Annotated in this window: 20 protein-coding genes; 11 read left to right on the forward strand and 9 right to left on the reverse strand. The window is 43.0% G+C overall.

Translation table 11 applies throughout. From position 1 onward, the window contains the following. The first annotated feature begins 17 nt into the window (after positions 1-17). Both KHS38_RS11500 and KHS38_RS11505 read left to right on the forward strand, forming a co-directional pair. Positions 18-518 carry a DinB family protein gene (locus KHS38_RS11500; RefSeq protein ID WP_213488690.1) on the forward strand — a complete coding sequence of 167 codons (501 nt, stop codon included), beginning with the start codon at positions 18-20 and terminating at the stop codon, positions 516-518. A gap of 20 nt (positions 519-538) precedes the next feature. Further along, positions 539-1,108 carry an NUDIX hydrolase gene (locus KHS38_RS11505; RefSeq protein WP_213488691.1) on the forward strand — a complete coding sequence of 190 codons (570 nt, stop codon included), beginning with the start codon at positions 539-541 and terminating at the stop codon, positions 1,106-1,108. A gap of 1 nt (position 1,109) precedes the next feature. Here KHS38_RS11505 and KHS38_RS11510 read toward each other — a convergent pair whose 3' ends face one another. The 4 genes from KHS38_RS11510 to KHS38_RS11525 all read right to left on the reverse strand — a co-directional run bounded on the left by KHS38_RS11510 (position 1,110) and on the right by KHS38_RS11525 (position 3,847). Next, complete coding sequence (locus tag KHS38_RS11510; RefSeq protein ID WP_213488692.1) at positions 1,110-1,808, reverse strand: pseudouridine synthase; 699 nt, start codon at positions 1,806-1,808, stop codon at positions 1,110-1,112. Positions 1,809-1,985: 177 nt separating this feature from the next. Further along, complete coding sequence (locus KHS38_RS11515) at positions 1,986-2,360, reverse strand: single-stranded DNA-binding protein (RefSeq protein ID WP_213488693.1); 375 nt, start codon at positions 2,358-2,360, stop codon at positions 1,986-1,988. A 154-nt stretch (positions 2,361-2,514) separates the two neighbouring features. Beyond that, a complete protein-coding gene (locus KHS38_RS11520) occupies positions 2,515-2,898 on the reverse strand; it encodes a response regulator (RefSeq protein WP_213488694.1) in 384 nt (127 codons plus the stop codon). A gap of 292 nt (positions 2,899-3,190) precedes the next feature. After that, the gene (locus KHS38_RS11525) at positions 3,191-3,847 is read right to left on the reverse strand and encodes a response regulator transcription factor (protein WP_213488695.1); all 657 of its coding nucleotides are present in this window, start codon (positions 3,845-3,847) and stop codon (positions 3,191-3,193) included. Between the two features lie 424 nt (positions 3,848-4,271). On the opposite strand from KHS38_RS11525, the gene KHS38_RS11530 reads away from it, so the two are divergent. Together KHS38_RS11530 and KHS38_RS11535 are read left to right on the forward strand one after the other, a co-directional pair. Next, positions 4,272-4,421: a hypothetical protein gene (locus KHS38_RS11530; protein ID WP_213488696.1), complete on the forward strand. Its 150-nt coding sequence runs from the start codon at positions 4,272-4,274 to the stop codon at positions 4,419-4,421. 118 nt (positions 4,422-4,539) lie between these two features. Further along, positions 4,540-4,890, forward strand: coding sequence for a response regulator (locus tag KHS38_RS11535; protein ID WP_213488697.1), 351 nt, complete (start codon positions 4,540-4,542; stop codon positions 4,888-4,890). Between the two features lie 20 nt (positions 4,891-4,910). On the opposite strand, the gene KHS38_RS11540 is transcribed toward KHS38_RS11535, so the two are convergent. Both KHS38_RS11540 and KHS38_RS11545 read right to left on the reverse strand, forming a co-directional pair. Then, positions 4,911-5,132 carry a PspC domain-containing protein gene (locus KHS38_RS11540; RefSeq protein WP_213488698.1) on the reverse strand — a complete coding sequence of 74 codons (222 nt, stop codon included), beginning with the start codon at positions 5,130-5,132 and terminating at the stop codon, positions 4,911-4,913. Between the two features lies 1 nt (position 5,133). Beyond that, positions 5,134-6,420, reverse strand: a complete 1,287-nt coding sequence (locus KHS38_RS11545) for a DUF2851 family protein (protein WP_213488699.1) — start codon at positions 6,418-6,420, stop codon at positions 5,134-5,136. A 281-nt stretch (positions 6,421-6,701) separates the two neighbouring features. Between KHS38_RS11545 and KHS38_RS11550 the strand changes: the two genes are divergently transcribed. From KHS38_RS11550 to KHS38_RS11580, 7 genes are all read left to right on the forward strand, one after another. After that, positions 6,702-7,826 carry a GAF domain-containing protein gene (locus tag KHS38_RS11550; RefSeq protein WP_213488700.1) on the forward strand — a complete coding sequence of 375 codons (1,125 nt, stop codon included), beginning with the start codon at positions 6,702-6,704 and terminating at the stop codon, positions 7,824-7,826. 65 nt (positions 7,827-7,891) lie between these two features. Further along, complete coding sequence (locus KHS38_RS11555; RefSeq protein WP_213488701.1) at positions 7,892-9,196, forward strand: MFS transporter; 1,305 nt, start codon at positions 7,892-7,894, stop codon at positions 9,194-9,196. A gap of 53 nt (positions 9,197-9,249) precedes the next feature. Continuing rightward, positions 9,250-9,675: a helix-turn-helix domain-containing protein gene (locus KHS38_RS11560; protein WP_213488702.1), complete on the forward strand. Its 426-nt coding sequence runs from the start codon at positions 9,250-9,252 to the stop codon at positions 9,673-9,675. Positions 9,676-9,743: 68 nt separating this feature from the next. Next, the gene (locus tag KHS38_RS11565) at positions 9,744-10,508 is read left to right on the forward strand and encodes an SDR family oxidoreductase (RefSeq protein WP_213488703.1); all 765 of its coding nucleotides are present in this window, start codon (positions 9,744-9,746) and stop codon (positions 10,506-10,508) included. A gap of 122 nt (positions 10,509-10,630) precedes the next feature. Continuing rightward, positions 10,631-11,968, forward strand: coding sequence for an argininosuccinate lyase (gene argH, locus KHS38_RS11570; RefSeq protein ID WP_213488704.1), 1,338 nt, complete (start codon positions 10,631-10,633; stop codon positions 11,966-11,968). A gap of 16 nt (positions 11,969-11,984) precedes the next feature. Next, positions 11,985-12,191 carry a YwbE family protein gene (locus KHS38_RS11575; RefSeq protein ID WP_213488705.1) on the forward strand — a complete coding sequence of 69 codons (207 nt, stop codon included), beginning with the start codon at positions 11,985-11,987 and terminating at the stop codon, positions 12,189-12,191. Between the two features lie 15 nt (positions 12,192-12,206). Continuing rightward, positions 12,207-12,908 carry a DUF1345 domain-containing protein gene (locus KHS38_RS11580; protein WP_213488706.1) on the forward strand — a complete coding sequence of 234 codons (702 nt, stop codon included), beginning with the start codon at positions 12,207-12,209 and terminating at the stop codon, positions 12,906-12,908. Positions 12,909-12,956: 48 nt separating this feature from the next. On the opposite strand, the gene KHS38_RS11585 is transcribed toward KHS38_RS11580, so the two are convergent. Genes KHS38_RS11585 through KHS38_RS11595 form a run of 3 tightly spaced genes read right to left on the reverse strand, consistent with a single transcriptional unit; the run spans position 12,957 to position 14,600 of the window. Continuing rightward, positions 12,957-13,547, reverse strand: coding sequence for a hypothetical protein (locus KHS38_RS11585; protein ID WP_213488707.1), 591 nt, complete (start codon positions 13,545-13,547; stop codon positions 12,957-12,959). Then, positions 13,534-14,031 carry an RNA polymerase sigma factor gene (locus KHS38_RS11590; RefSeq protein WP_213488708.1) on the reverse strand — a complete coding sequence of 166 codons (498 nt, stop codon included), beginning with the start codon at positions 14,029-14,031 and terminating at the stop codon, positions 13,534-13,536. The genes KHS38_RS11585 and KHS38_RS11590 overlap by 14 nt, the downstream gene beginning before the upstream one ends. Positions 14,032-14,075: 44 nt before the next feature. After that, entirely contained in the window at positions 14,076-14,600 is a 525-nt protein-coding gene (locus KHS38_RS11595) for a hypothetical protein (RefSeq protein ID WP_213488709.1), read from the reverse strand. Positions 14,601-14,638 lie beyond the last annotated feature (38 nt).

Raw genomic sequence — 14,638 nt, forward strand, 5'->3', positions numbered from 1 at the left:
CATCAAATCTCATCCTTATGTATCATCACATCGCACATTTTATTGAAGACTGGCAAGCCCTGACCGGTTACACAGTACGGGTATTTGAATTAATTACAGAAGATACCAAGCAAATCAAGATACATGAAAACGTTCGCACTTTGGAGCGACTGGCGTGGCACATTACCCAAACAATTACAGAAATGGGCACCCGTGCCGGTTTGTTTGATGCCGACGAAACCGAGCACCAGCTAGTACCTGCAACCATGGCCGATATTGCCGCCGTTTACAAGGCTAACAGTGACAGGTTGATCACAGCAGTTCAAACCCGTTGGAATGATGCAGCGTTGAACGAAAAGGTGAATATGTACGGAGAGGAGTGGAGCAAAGGAACTGTATTATCTGTTCTGATAGGCCATGAGTCGCATCATCGCAGCCAGATGACGGTTATTATGCGCATGGTTGATTTGCCTGTTCCCGGTATATTTGGTCCATCTAAAGAAGAATGGGAACAAATGGGTTTACCTGCAATGGAATAATCTAAGTAAAACAGATTTCAATGGCCGATAAAATTAAGAAGTGGACCGTTTTAAACGAGCAGGACGTATCGCCAAGTCCTTGGTTTCCGTTGTTGCAACATACTGTGCAGTTGGCTAACGGGCACGTGGTTGATGATTATTATTTTTCGCCTTTGGGTGATGTAGTGATGGTGCTGGCGCTAACGCCCGAATATGAAGTGGTACTGGTAAGGCAATACAAACATGCATTAGGCGAAATACTGCTGGAACTCCCCGGCGGTATGCAGCAGAAAGATAAAAGCATCATTCAATCGGCCCTGAACGAACTGGAAGAGGAAGCTGGTATTAAGGCCGAAGCAGATCAGCTTATATCATTAGGTAAGATAGCTAACAATCCCACCAAAACCCGGCAAATTACCTACGGCTTTATTTTATTTGACGCCCAATTTAATTCGGTGCAAAAGCCCGATGTAACTGAAAATATTGAAGTGACAACCATGCCGGCACCCAAGGTGCTGCAAATGGTTAAGCAGGGCGATATTTGGGTAACCGATTCGGTAAACTTTATACTAAAAGCGGCATTGCAGTATCCGCAGATTTTTGATTTGTAATCTAAACATCTGCAACACTTTCCTGCCAGCCCATCAATTGCATTACCCTGCTAAACTCCGGCTGAATGGAAGCTTTGATGCTAATAGGCTGTTGCGTTATAGGGTGCATAAAACTTAATTGCGACGCATGGAGCAGCATGGTGTTCATTTGCCATTGCTCGGCAAATAGCTTGTTTTGCTTGTTGCAGCCATGTGTGCGGTCGCCGATGATAGGGTGAAAGATGTGGCTGAAATGCCTGCGCAGCTGGTGCATGCGTCCGGTAGCCGGCCGGGCCTCAATAAGCGAATAGCGGGAGGTAGCATGTTTGCCGAAGGCAACGGGTAGTTCTGCCCGGGCCAACGTGGTATAAGCTGTAAACGCCTCCTGCAAGGTGCCGTTCTCTTTTTTTAATGGATAATCAATTTCGCCGCTATCTGGTGTGTAGCCGCGTACTACGGCCAGGTAACTCTTGCTTACCTGGTTGTTCATGAACTGTTGCTGCATGGCCGTTTCAGCATTTTTATCCAGCGCAAAAAGCAATACGCCGCCGGTTTTGCGGTCGAGCCGGTGGGTTGGGTAAACATGCCGGTTAAGCTGGTCGCGCAATAATTGCAAAGCAAATTCCTCAGCATCCGCAGCTATCGATGAGCGATGTACCAGCAATCCGTGAGGTTTATTAATAGCAACTAAATACTCATCAGCAAACAATATTTCCAGCATTGCGCAAAGATACGGTTAATTGGCGGTTTCGCTAAAGTACCCGCAGCGAGTTGTAAAGGGCGTTACAACTTGGCATTAAAAGCAATTGCCATTAATACTTTACGGTATTAATGGCAATTATAAAATGTGCGATTGTTTTTAACAGTCTTTATGTTGTATCGTTTTACCAAACGGGCGTTATACTGCCTGGCCCAATGGCTGATAAACCGGAATGGTAGTAGCTTGTGCACTCAATACTTTGAAACTTAGCACTACAATTTCGGCTTTATAGCGTTTAATGCCTGCCTCGTCTACAAAAGAACGTGTTTTGATTTTGCCTTCCAGGTAAATCAACTGGCCTTTGTCAAGTGATTCCACCGCATCAAAATTGGTTGGCACTTTTATTTGATGCCACTCAATGTGTTCGGTGTTCTGCCCGTCTTTCTTAATAAATTCAGTAGTTACCAGTGGGAAACAGAAAAAGCTCTGACCATCGGGTTGGCTGTGCATGCGCGGCGTTTTGCCTACATGGCCAACTAAAAAAACCTTGTTAATTCCAGCGTTATTAAACATAAATTTCGTTTTAAATAGGTGTGATGATAAATGAGGATATCGTTGTGTAAATTATTTAATAAGCCTCGTTAGGCAATTATAGTGATTTGCAAAATTCACGTTCCGTATAAATACTTGCGTTTTACGTGTGGTAAATACCTGTTTTGTGTATTGGTTAGTTAACTGTGCAAATTTGGGGCTTTTCAACAAGTGTACGGATACGATTTATCAAGTCGGAAAGCTCAAATGGCTTGGCTATAAAGTCATCGCATCCATAGGTGCCTAATGATAGCAGCACACGTGAGTAAGCTGAAATTAGCACGACAGGCAACTCGCTGGTTGACGGGTGCTTTTTTATCTGTGCGCAAATCTCCCCACCGTTAATACCGTTCAGCAGATAGTCTATCATCACCAGGTCGGGATCATATTCTTCTATCCGTTTGAAAACGTCATCATTTTCACTCATCGGCTTCACATCAAATCCTTCATAGTTTAATATCTCTTGCATGATATCTAAAATATCCGGATCGTTTTCTAAAATCAGTATTCGCTTACTCATATTATTTTAGTGTTACAATAGGTAACCATGATGGTTGAGGTTTATAGTTAGGCATTCAATTATACGGGAGTACTTAGTTAAGCAAACCAGTATACTTCCGCTGAAATGAATACTCAAAGGTAAGGCGAGCAATTTTTAACATCCGGGTATAAATACCCGAATTAATTAATAAATAATACCTGTTTTTACTTTTAGGTAATTATGTATCTGGATAAGATAGGTGGGCAATGAAAAAGGCCGGAGAATCCGGCCATAAATATTGGAGTAAATGATACGCTGTAAGCTCTACAATTTAACTAATAATATTATTCTGTATAGCGAAGCGAATCAATGCAGCGGTATTACGCGCGCCGGTTTTATCAATTAAGTTTTGACGATGCCCCTCAATAGTGCGCCGGCTGGTGAACAGCTTCTCGGCAATTTCGCTGTTGGTAAAACCTTCGGCAATCAAGGCCAAAACCTCAATTTCACGCTTAGACAGGTCTATCTCCGGCAAATGGTCGGGCATTTGAGGTTCGGGCATGTTAATGGCGCGGTCCAGCATGCGTAAAGCAAGCTCATTACATACATAGCGCTCATTGGTTTGGCAAATGTGCCTGATGGAAAACAGGAGTTCCATCGCGCTTACGTTTTTCAACACGTAGCCCCATGCGCCATATTTAAACGCCTGAATCATATAGCGCTCATGATCGAGCATCGATAGCACAATAACTTTAATGTTGGGATATTCCGTTTTTATGCGTTCAATCAATTCCATGCCATTCATCTCGGGCATGTTAATATCGGTTAATACAATGTCAGGCATCACCTCACTGGTCTTGAGCAGGTCAATAACCTGCAAACCATTGGTTGCTTCGGCAATAACCTGGATATCGTCTTCACGTTCCAGTAGTGATTTGATACCGTTGCGTACAATATTGTGATCTTCGGTGAGTATGATTTTAATCATTATTACGCTTTAATACAGGTAGTGTTACTATTACTAAATAGTTGTCGATTGAAAAAACAGTCTTACAACAACAACAGTTTTTATAAGGCAAATTAACATAAAATGCTTTATTCTTTTAACTGTGGGCTAAGTATTCTGTTTAGTTCGTTTTATTGGAACAGCGGTTATGCTATAGTGTTTGGTGTAGATTACAGTGCCTCAAGGCGCCTAACTCTGCTATCATTACCTGCTACAGGAAAATTGTTGCATTGAATGAGCAGTTGTTTAGTTCGCTGATGCGGGTTTGTATATTTAAGCATACAGACTATTGCCTGTATTTGCATAAAACCCGCTACTATTTGCTAGCCATGCCAAATTTTTCTTGCCATAAAAGTAAAATGGCACGCTATTGGTAATAGCTTATACAACTAAATAGAACAGACCTATGGAAACTTTAAATACATCAACCAAAGTACTGCTTAAAGCAATTGATTTTGAATTGAAGGCATTGTTGCAAAGGGAGTTACAGGCTTACTATGTAGCACAGTTAAAGAAAAAAGGCATTGACCAAGGCACTGGTAAACAGGCTGCCTAACTATCATATACATTTATCTACCCTATGAAAATAAAGAGTTTTTGCACTGCGAAAACTCTTTTTTGTTCAAAAGTATTTAACCCGATCCAACCATAATTATCACTAATTTCTTAAGCCTATGAGCAAGCGGATATTATTAGTTGAAGAAGACTTGATAGAGCTTAATATGCTTTCGCAACTGCTTACCTGTAAGGGGTACGAAGTATGCACCTTGTCACGCAGCGATAAGCTGTTTAATGAAATTCCGAAATGCCACCCGGATCTGATCTTATTGGATAAAGGGTTAAAGACCATTGATAGCGGTGTGCTGAGCCGTGCGTTAAAGGCTATAGATACAGTAAGTAATATACCGGTAATGGTTATTTCTGGCAGGTCTTATACTAACGTTAATACCATAATAGGGAGAAGTAGTGCAGTGCCCGATATTGATGCGCTTGTGAACGAGATAGAGCATCAGTTAGCTGCCTGACGGTGAAGGGCGAGCTATACTTACCAGTCAAGCATACGTGTGCGCATGCGTTTTACGTAATGCCTGATATCCAGCACAATGCCTGCAAAAAAGTAAAACACCAACGGAAAGCCTACTGCCAGGAAAGAAGAATAAATGAAAAACAGCCGTATTTTGGCTATTGAAATATTAAAGCGCTCGCCCAGATAAGTGCATACGCCAAAAGAGTACCGCTCAAAGAAAGTCAGAATTCGCTGTAGCATATCAGGTTAAGTTTAATATCTGGTTACCCACCCCGCATTCCAGGCAACGTTTATGGTTGCAGTAACTGTTTTTCAGTTCCAGTAATGCCTGTGATTCAAAGGCGGTTTTTGTTTTTATTCCTATCGTATCAAAATCGGCCACAATGTGGTTGTCTTCAACCGGTAAATCATCCAGCAATTGTAAACTTCGGTCTATGTAGTGCTGCTGCTTTTGCCTGCTGCCGTAACTGAACAAGAATACTGCAACGGTATTTAACAAAAGCAAGTCTACCGACGTTTGACCAAATCTTTTTTTAGCTGGTTTCGACTCAGCATCGAACCGGTAATGATTATCCCAATACTCGTTAACGTAAATGTCGCTAAGAAGTTTTCGGAGCTCATTAATTTCTGTGGCTTCTAAAATTTTAGAAAAAAGATGGCTTGTCTGTGCAATCAAGGCTGCAAACTGTGCTAACCTTATTGTTGGAAAGTTTTGTGGCCTTAGCCGCATAAATTTCCATAAATGCTTCTCGATAGGGGTAAGCTGAAATTTTTTGCGTAAAAACTGGTATTCAGTTCTCAACCTGTTTGGATACTCATCCGTAAATTCATCTTCCAAAAAGCCGGCTTGTCCAAATATTAGGGCTTCAATTTGCAAGGTGTTGTTTTTATGTTTACCCAGTATCTGCTGCGGCAACGATTTGGCCAGTAGCTCAAAAGGCAGCGCATTAACCTTGAACCCAAAGTTTGCTGCCAGGTGCTGGTAAAATGTTTCTTCCCAATCGCCCCGGTTATATGCTAAGCTTGCAAGTACCGCTTCCGATTTTTTCTCCAGCCTTTGAACCAGCGTACGTGTGAGCCAGTTATGCAAGCTCAAGCTATTAATGGCTTTAATGCTGCCCTCGCAGGGTATAAATTGCTGCTTGCCATATATTAGCTGATGATAGCGGCTGTGCAGGTCGGTGCCTATGCGCCCGTCAAGCAGCAAGGTTGGTAGCTTGCGACCGTCGGGCAGTATAATAGATTCGTCGTTACGGTAGGTTACATGGAGTATCACGTTGTTGTAAGCGCCATCATTGGTGTGCTGATGCTTATGCCAATCGGCCGATGTGATATGAATCTCCACATTGCCTGCCCAAACGGTGTCACCAATTTTGATACGGGCATTTGAAAAATCGGGACCTGAGTGCGTGTTGTGTAACCCCGGCAATAATATTTGTAACGGTTCTCCATCGGTTGTTTGCAATCCGGCATGTTCAAATAATCTGAACTTCCAGATGTAGTGCAAAAAATCCTCTGTGAAAAGCATGGTGCAAGATAAAAATAAGCTGCCAGATTTTGCGAATTCTTATTGATGACGGGGATGAGTAATTCTTAATTGAGCCTTTAATCTGTTAAGAGAACCTGTAATAAATTAATTAAAAATTTACAAATGTGTCTGGTGTGTCAATAAGCATATTAACACACTTAACGGGGCCGCTGTTAGCTTAAATTTGTATCCGGTTACGCATTAACCTTCCACCTGACTCTTCACTTGCTGGGTTTCATAAAGGATTTGATCAGCAAGTTGTTTATTTATCATTATAAATAATGCCTTTAAAGGAACTCAGCCGCTTACAGGCTATCAATCGCTTTTTGACACTCGAAGTTGGCCAGGAAAATGAGCTGGAAAAAATAGTAGAACTGGCTGCCGATATTTGCGGAACCCCGGCAGCCCGTATCACATTTTTGGATGAAGAGCTGGCGCACCTGCTTTACAAAACAGGGGTGGAGCTGAGCTATCCCGATCCTGTATTTTGCCAGTATGCTGTTAAGCTAAATGATATTCTGGAAATAACCGATGCTATACTTGATGAACAGTTTAACAAGCATGCTGCGGTTATTGGTGACGATGCCATACGGTTTTACGCCGGGGCGCCCCTTACCCGGCACGATGGTGTTAATATCGGAACAATCTGCGTGCTCGATCGGCAACCGAAATGCTTGAGTAAGCATCAAAAGCAAATGTTGTCTGTGCTGTCAAGGCAGGTAATTCATTTGCTGGAGTTTGAGCTGAGCATCAATATTTTAAAACAACAATTTATAGAAGCCAAACAAGCTGAAATTACCCTTCGCTCATTTTTTGAAAGTACGCAATCCTGTCATGTACTTATTGACCGTGATATGCAGGTACTGGCCTTTAATAAAGCATTCAGCCAGTTTATTCATGCTATGTATGGTATAGAAGTTGAACTGCGCATGAAAGCAACCGACTATATAGAGCAAATGTATATACCCGATTTCATAGCAAACTTCAATCATGCTCTTACCGGCCAAAGTGTTAAAACGGAGCGGCTATTGGAGTTTGGTAGCAAAAAAACGTTGTGGTGCCAGTTCTGTTATGATCCGGCTTTTGATCGGGATGGCGATATTGTTGGCATATCATTCAATGTAAATAACATAACGGAGCTAAAGCGAAATGAGCAGCAGATAATAGAGCAAAACAAAGCGCTCCGTAGGATTGCATATTTCCAGTCGCACGAGCTGCGTAAGCCGGTAGCATCCATATTAGGCTTAATGAATGTGGTAAAGCTGGATGGTTACGGCCATAACCAGGAAGCTTTGACGATGATGGAAGAGGCGGTGCAGGAGTTGGATGATGTGATACATCGCATTGTAAACAATACCATTCCGTTATCAATAAATGAGGCAATTTTTCCCACTCTAAACGATTAATTGAAACCGTTAAAAATTAAAAGCATTGCGACCTATATTTGTTAAGTCACAATAAGCTTTAGTTAATGACGAACGATAACAACAATAACACCGGCTACCAGCCCAATGTAGCCGAGCGTGTCAGATCAATCATAGGCGGCTCGCTGGGTAATTTGGTTGAATGGTACGATTGGTATATCTATTCGGCCTTTTCATTGTACTTCGCCGGGTACTTTTTCCCATCCGATAATGCTACAGCGCAACTGCTCAACACGGCAGGCATATTTGCTATTGGTTTTTTAATGCGTCCTGTGGGCGGTTGGCTAATGGGTACCTATGCAGACAGGCATGGCCGGAAAAAAGCGCTCACCATGTCAATACTGCTCATGAGCCTGGGCTCACTTCTTATTGCCTTTGTGCCCGGCTACAAGCAAATAGGTATTGCTGCACCCATTTTGCTGGTGCTGGCACGCATCATTCAGGGGTTAAGTGTGGGTGGCGAATACGGTACCAGTGCTACTTACCTGAGCGAGATGGCGGCCCGTAAGCATCGTGGCTTTTACTCAAGCTTTCAGTATGTGACCTTGATTATGGGGCAATTGGTTGCATTGGGCGTTTTGGTGTTATTGCAACGCTTGTTTTTAACCGAACAGCAGTTGCACAGCTGGGGCTGGCGTATTCCATTCGTAATTGGGGCAGTGCTGGCCATCTCGGTAATGTACCTGCGGCGTAGCCTGCATGAGTCGGCCACGATCCTGAAAAAGGAAGATCACCCCGAGCGCGGCACACTGCGCGAACTGGCCCGGCATCCAAAAGCGGTACTAACCGTAATTGGTTTAACGGTAGGAGGCACGGTAGCATTTTATACCTACACCACCTATATGCAAAAGTTTTTGGTAAACACGGCAGGCTTTTCCAAAACAGATGCCACAACCATATCTACCATTACTTCCGTCGCTTTTATGTTGTTGCAGCCATTGTTTGGGTTACTGTCAGATAAGATAGGGCGTCGGCCATTGCTTATTGGCTTTGGCATACTGGGTACCTTAACAACCATCCCTATCATGAGCGCTTTGAGCAACAATCATGATTTATGGACGGCTATTGCCCTCATATTTGCTGCCTTGATTGTAGTAAGCGGTTATACTTCTATTAACGCTGTGGTTAAAGCCGAGCTTTTCCCGGCCGAGGTGCGTGCTTTGGGCGTTGGCTTTCCATATGCTATCGCGGTTTCCATTTTTGGTGGTACGGCCGAATACATTGCGCTTTGGTTTAAGCAGGCTGGTCATGCTGCTTGGTTCAATTGGTATGTAACCGGCTGTATTTTTATTTCTCTCATTATTTATGTGTTTATGAACGATACGCATAAGCACTCTAAAATTGAGGATTGAGCCGTCGGCAACTTAATTATAATTAGCGCTATATTTGATCAACCAGCATCGTTATGAATACCGAAATCAAACTACCCAAAAAAATAATGTTACGCCAGCGCGAAATTACGGCCGATTACCTGCTGGCGCTTGATAAGCATTTGGAAGATGTGGTAAACGGTAAGGTTTCGGATATGCTGGAGATAAGAGATTTTGCAGACCAGATGCATATTGATGCCCGTCATCTGAGTAACACCATTAAGCTGGTAACCGGTAAAGCACCCTGTTTCTTTTTCGAAGAAAAGATTATGAACATTGCCCGGCAGCAATTAACAGAAACCGATTTGCCAATAACGGCCATTGCAACAAAACTCACTTATGATCCGTCTAACTTTGTTAGGTTCTTTAAGCGTTTTCAGGGCATTACACCCAAACAGTATCGTGAACAGGTATTGTCTGCAAGCTTGCTACCTGCAAAAACTGAAACTGTCACCATTTAAACTGAAGCTCTCACCATAAATCCGGAACAGGGTAGCCATAAATTTGTATCATATTAATAAACAAGCGTATGAGTACAACAAACAAAATAGCCCTCGTTACCGGCGGCAGCCGCGGATTGGGTAAAAACATGGCCCTAAGCATTGCCAAAAAAGGCATTGATGTTATCATTACCTATAACAGCCAAAAAGACGAGGCCGATGCTGTGGTAGCCGAAATTGAGCAGCTTGGCCAAAAAGCAGCATCCCTGCAGTTAAATACAGGTGATGTTAAAGGATTTGATGTCTTTGTTGCTTCTTTAACCGAGGTGCTTAAAAATACTTTCAATACCGGGCATTTCCATTTCCTGATCAATAATGCAGGTGTTGGCATTCACGCATCGTTTGCCGAAACAACCGAGGAGCAGTTTGATACCTTGATGAATATCCACTTTAAGGGAACCTTCTTTTTAACGCAAAAAGCTTTACCGGTAATTGCTGATGGCGGACGAATTATTAATATTTCGACCGGCCTGGCTCGTTTCAGCACACCGGGCTATGCAGCCTATGCCAGCATGAAAGGCGCTATCGAAACCCTGACCAAATACCAGGCAAAAGAACTGGGTGCACGTGGCATTGCAGTTAATGTAGTTGCACCAGGCGCTATCGAAACTGATTTTGGCGGCGGTGTAGTACGTGATAACGAGGCCGTAAACAAAGGTATTGCTTCCCAAACTGCACTGGGCCGTGTAGGCTTGCCCGACGATATTGGCGGTGTAGTAGCCTTTTTATGTACCGAAGAAGCCCGATGGATCAATGCACAGCGCATAGAAGCATCAGGTGGTATGTTCTTATAGTTTTTTCATTCAATGAAACAAACAATGCCGGGCAAATACCGGCATTGTTTGTTTAGTGCCTATGCCAACTAATCGTCGTATATAACTGTATATTTTATACATTTTTTCTCACTTTTGCAGCCATGAGCAAATTGTGGCAAAAAACTACGAATGTTAACGAACTGGTTGAAAGCTTTACCGTAGGGCGCGACCGCGAACTGGATCGCCAAATGGCGGCATTTGATGTGCTGGGATCGCTGGCGCATACACAAATGCTGCAAACCATAGGTTTGTTAAGTAAGGAAGATTTGCAACTGGTACAGCGCGAACTAAAAATCCTATATCGCGAAATTGAAAGTGATAATTTTGAGATTGAAGAAGGGGTAGAGGATGTGCATTCGCAGGTGGAGGTGCTGCTTACCCGCCGCATTGGCGAGGCTGGTAAAAAAATTCACAGTGGCCGTTCACGTAACGACCAGGTTTTGGTTGATCTAAAACTGTTTTTTCGGCACGAGCTGCAACAGGTTGTGGAAGAGGTTCAGCAACTGTTTAATTTGCTTATTGAGTTGAGCGAAAAACATAAGAACGTTTTACTGCCCGGTTACACGCACTTACAGGTGGCCATGCCTTCATCGTTCGGGTTATGGTTCGGCGCTTATGCCGAAAGCCTGACCGATGACCTGGAGTTGCTGTTGGCGGCTTATAAAATCACCAACAAAAACCCATTAGGTTCGGCAGCGGGTTACGGCTCATCGTTCCCGTTAAACCGTACTTTAACTACGCAGCTGCTTGGTTTCGAAAATTTGAACTACAATGTGGTTTATGCGCAAATGGGACGTGGTAAAACAGAGCGCATCATAGCTCAGGCTTTATCATCAATTGCGGCTACCTTGAGTAGAATGGCTATGGATCAGTGCCTGTACCTAAGCCAAAATTTCGCTTTTGTGAGCTATCCGGAAAATCTGACTACCGGCAGTAGCATTATGCCGCATAAAAAGAACCCCGATGTTTGGGAAATTATGCGTGGCAAGTGTAACCGCCTGCAGGCGTTGCCCAATGACGTTGCGATTATGACCACTAATTTGCCATCGGGCTATCACCGTGAAATGCAATTGCTTAAAGAATTGCTGTTCCCTGCCTTTACCGAACTGAAAAGCTGCCTGCACATGGCTCACTTTATGTTGCAGCACATTGAGGTAAAAACCAATATACTGGATGATCCTAAATACGCTTACCTGTTTAGTGTTGAAGAGGTAAACAAACAAGTACTGAACGGCGTGCCGTTTCGCGATGCATATAAGCAGGTAGGTATGGCTATTGAACAGGGTGATTTTAACCCGGCTAAAGAGGTGCGTCATACGCACGAGGGTAGCATTGGCAACTTGTGTAATCCACAGATTGTGGTGGGGATGAACAGTGTATTGCAACAATTCAATTTCAGTAAAACAGAAGCTGCTATTAGCAGTTTGGTTGCTGAATAAGCAAAGAGAAATACTTATGAACGGACAAAACCGAAAAGATATATACCCGGGCCTGGAAGTTGATATCATTCTGAAAAAAGATCAGCGCTCTGGCACGCTTACCCGCGGCATCGTTAAAAATTTACTTACCAGTGCCACTTATCACTCACGAGGTATTAAAGTGCGTTTGGAAGATGGCCAAATTGGCCGGGTTGCTTACATTGTGGGCGAAGAAGAGGATTAGTTAAGTAATCATAAAATGCCAGATACAACCAGCCGCAGGAGCTTCAAAAATTTAGTTACTTATTTGGATGCACACCATCGGCTGGTTGTGTCATTTATCATCAGTATTATCGGTTTTTTGGTTGCTCAAAACCGGCTACCAGTTACCGAGGTAGTGCTGATAACCTGGATGTGCTTTGCATTCAGCCTTATTGTGCTGCAATGGATTGTTATACTCAGCTCGCACCCGCGGGATATGCGGCACCTAGCCGGGCTGGAAGATTCAAGCCGGACATTCATTTTTCTGTTTGTTGTCGCAGCATCGCTAATCAGCTTGCTGGCTATCGTCTTTTTACTTAAATCGGGTAAGGATGCTTCGGCCGATGATATTACAAGGCATGTGATTATTACCACCGGATCGGTAATTACGTCCTGGTGGCTGGTGCATACCGTTTTTACCCTAAGGTATGCTCATTTATATTATGACACCACTACCGATGATGGCGGTACCAAACCAGCAGGCGGACTCCAGTTCCCGGATGAGCCGGAACCGGATTATTTGGATTTCGTATATTTTTCTTTTGTCATCGGGATGACGTTCCAAGTATCCGACGTTGAGATAGCCTCGCGCAAAATGCGCCGGCTGGCCTGGGTACACGGGTTAATTTCCTTTGCATTCAATACGGCCATTGTAGCGTTAAGTATCAATATTATTTCAGGTTTGGTATCTCAACACTAAAACTAAAAGCCCCTCATTTTGTGAAGGGCTTTTAGTTTTTTAAGCTTGCTATTCAAACTGGCTTTGTAAACGTTCTAACCGGTCTATCATCAAATTAAGTTTTTCCTGCTCTCGTTTAAAAATACGGTCTTTCAGGTAAAAAGTTATGAATAGGAGCCATGCAACATTAATACCATATACCAAAAATCTAATACTGGTTGAGAATATGCTGGCTACTTCAAACATGTATAAACATAAGCCTGCACTCAGCAAAAGCACATAAGTGTAATACATCCAACCAAACATGTTTGCCCGTCTGCGTTGGTATTCTTTTAAGCTTTGCAAATATTCGTTGGGGCTTATAGTAGCATCTCGTTTATTTAGTAAACGGTAGTCCCGTACCAGCACCATCGTATAAATTGCCATAATTAATAATACCATGAAAATGCCGGCGTAGGTAGTCCAATATTTAAAAGCAAAGAAAAGCAAAACCGCAAATACCCATGCGGTAGCTGCTGCCATGCTAACAATATTCCACATCAGTTTACGGCTTAAGCCGCTAATACCTTTTTTTACCTGCTTTAATACATTATCTACCTCTAACTTATCGGGCTTGGGTTGTGCCTGCCAAACCGATAGCAAATCATCAAAGTTTTTCATACTGGTTATATAGATCGGTTAGCTTTTGTTTTATACGATGAATCTTAACCCGAAGGTTACCTTCTGATATACCCGATATATCGGCAATCTCCGGATAGGGCAACTCATCCAGCACCATGGTAATAATGATTCTTTCTGATTCTTCGAGCTTGGCTATACATTTGTAAAGCAAAGCTACCTGTTCGTTTTTTTCTGATAATTCTTCGCGGCGCGTTTCGGCCAGTTGCGGGGTCAACTCTTCCTTAGCCTGCCGCTTTTCGGACCGCAGGTAAGTTAAACACGTATTTACTGCAATACGATAAATCCAGGTCGAGATCATGGCGTTGTTCCTGAACTTGTCGAGGTTTTGCCAAACCTTTACGAAAGTTTCCTGCAACAGGTCGTTAGCCGAGTCTTCGTCTCCGGTATAACCGTAGCATAAACGGTATATCTTTTTAGAATTTGATTCAAAAATCTGCCTGAAGGCATCATCCTTAGCCGCCACTTTGTGATTAAGTTTTATTGTTAGATGTATGCAGCTAATAATTGTTACATGAAATCGCGCTTATTTAGCCAGCTTAGTTTTTCATCAGCCTGTTGCAGTAAATGCTCATAATCCTGTTGGTAGTCAAACTGCAGGTCTTCATGCAAGCTGCCAATCAGCTTACTTGTTTTTTCGAGCGGCTTAAGCAGCAACTGCCGTAGTGGTTTGTAGCCGGTTCGGCGGTCAATATGGGCAAGATAATTCTCGCAATAATGCAGCAAAAGCTCTATCTCAGCAGGCTTGGAAGCCATGAACTTTACATGCTTGCCAATCACCTTCAATATTTTGCGTAGACCTTTTGCGGCGTAGTAGCTATGGCTTAGCAGGGCAGCAAACATATCGTCTATTTCCTGTTTTACATTCCCTGTATAGGCATTATCATCATCGGCCTCAAACAGCAGGTAGGCCAGCAACTCCTTATTCTCTTTTTTATACTTAGCCAGGCGCAGGCACAGGTCACTAATCTGCGTTGCGCTCAGGTGTTGCAGTTCTTTTTTAATAGATTGTAAATTGTAGGTATTAATACCCATACGTTATTAAAATTTTATCAAAATAGTAAATAGTTGTA

The sequence above is a fragment of the Mucilaginibacter sp. Bleaf8 genome (genome assembly GCF_018390515.1).
Taxonomy (GTDB): domain Bacteria; phylum Bacteroidota; class Bacteroidia; order Sphingobacteriales; family Sphingobacteriaceae; genus Mucilaginibacter.